We start from the raw sequence: 1,482 nt of genomic DNA on the forward strand, positions 1-1,482 counted from the left end.
TGTAATTGATGGTGAAGGTTCAAAGGTTATTTGCAAAGACTAATTTGAAAATTCCAGTTTATAAGGATATTTATTAATATAGAAACAAATGATATTACAGAAGCACGATATGAAGATAAATGGCTGTCACATTTAATGGACAATTTTTGTAAAATTATTGAAACCACAAAAGATAGCATTCCTGATGTAGAAAATATTAATGAAAAAGTAGCATAAAAGTGATCTAATAGTTATTAGACAAGGAGACAATGTTTATGCATTATGAGATGTAAGACATTAGTGAACGGAACACAAAAATAAAATAGAGAAAGGAGATGTGTATGAGCAAAATCAAAAGGCATTTTAAGATGATGATTGGTGGCTTTCTGTTTTTTGCAGTTTTTCTTATTGGAATGAGATGTATGAGAGAGTCTGTCTATGCACTGGGAGATGTGTCAAGATATCATACAGAATTTATTAATCAGGCATGTCCAAATATAAAAGTAATAGGTAGGGCATATCTGGTTGGTCCTGACAATGTGGCACATTGGAAAAATCATATTGCCATGGATGTAGTACCTGCAGGAACAAAGATTCAGGGTAAAACAGTAGATCCTAAGTATCTGCCACAGGACAATATTGAAAATTTAAAGGTGCTGTATTCAAGTGTTATAGGATATCAAAATTTCACATAGATTAACGGTGCGTATCTGGAAAGTGAAACAGCTAATTTACAGGTAGTAGAATATGATAAGAATACTGTTACTTTTTGGAGTAATGGATATAAAAGTTTTACAGGAGCACCTGTTATGTGTGCCCAGTATTTATTACAAGCTTCACATCCACCTGGATTTTATAGAACATCCAGAAGCAATGTCTGGATTGATCTTGACAAAGAATATAACCGTATACCGGAAGGCACAAACATTACAAAGGTTGCTGACGGAAAGGTAACATGTGGATTTATTGGGATTAGTCCAATACCGGGAACAGCAGATAGTGGTGATGTATATAGAGTAGGAATAAATCAAAAAATATATATAGTTACTACGAGAAGACTTTATTCTAATACATCAGATACAGATGATTTGTATTACAAAGTTATATTCCAGGGGGACAACAGTACCAACTATTTAATGAACGGATATGGTTACTATTATGTAAAAAGTAAGTACATAAACCTTTACAAAAATGGAACAGAAGTGCCAGAGGGCGCTGTAATGAAAAAAGTTTATAACTTGAAAACATTAAAGGAAATTGGTGTTAGAAAATCAAAGGATGAGTCGAATGATGACAATGTTGTAGGACTCCTTCAGGCAGATGCAGAGATAGAAACGTTGCCAAATGAAAGTGATTCAAATTGGACCACGGTATGGTTTAACAGTGAAAGAGCTTATGTTAGAACACAATATCTGACAGATGTAGAGCTGGTTGAAAATAAAACTAAAGTAAAAAATCTTTTAGTAAGCAATGTAAAAAATAATCAATATGTATTGTCATGGT

2 protein-coding genes are annotated in these 1,482 nt (G+C 33.0%); both read left to right on the plus strand.

Features of this window, described 5'->3' with window-relative positions; translation table 11 throughout:
- The first annotated feature begins 320 nt into the window (after nt 1–320).
- Nucleotides 321–674, plus strand: a complete 354-nt coding sequence (locus tag ABMA45_RS00120) for a hypothetical protein (RefSeq protein WP_022087857.1) — start codon at nt 321–323, stop codon at nt 672–674.
- Nucleotides 675–788: 114 nt separating this feature from the next.
- Nucleotides 789–1,482, plus strand: a 694-nt coding sequence (locus ABMA45_RS00125) for a hypothetical protein (protein ID WP_348029852.1), incomplete at its 3' end; no start/stop codon positions are given.

The organism is Eubacterium sp. CAG:156 (assembly GCF_000434315.1).
Lineage (GTDB): Bacteria > Bacillota > Clostridia > Lachnospirales > Lachnospiraceae > Eubacterium_U > Eubacterium_U album.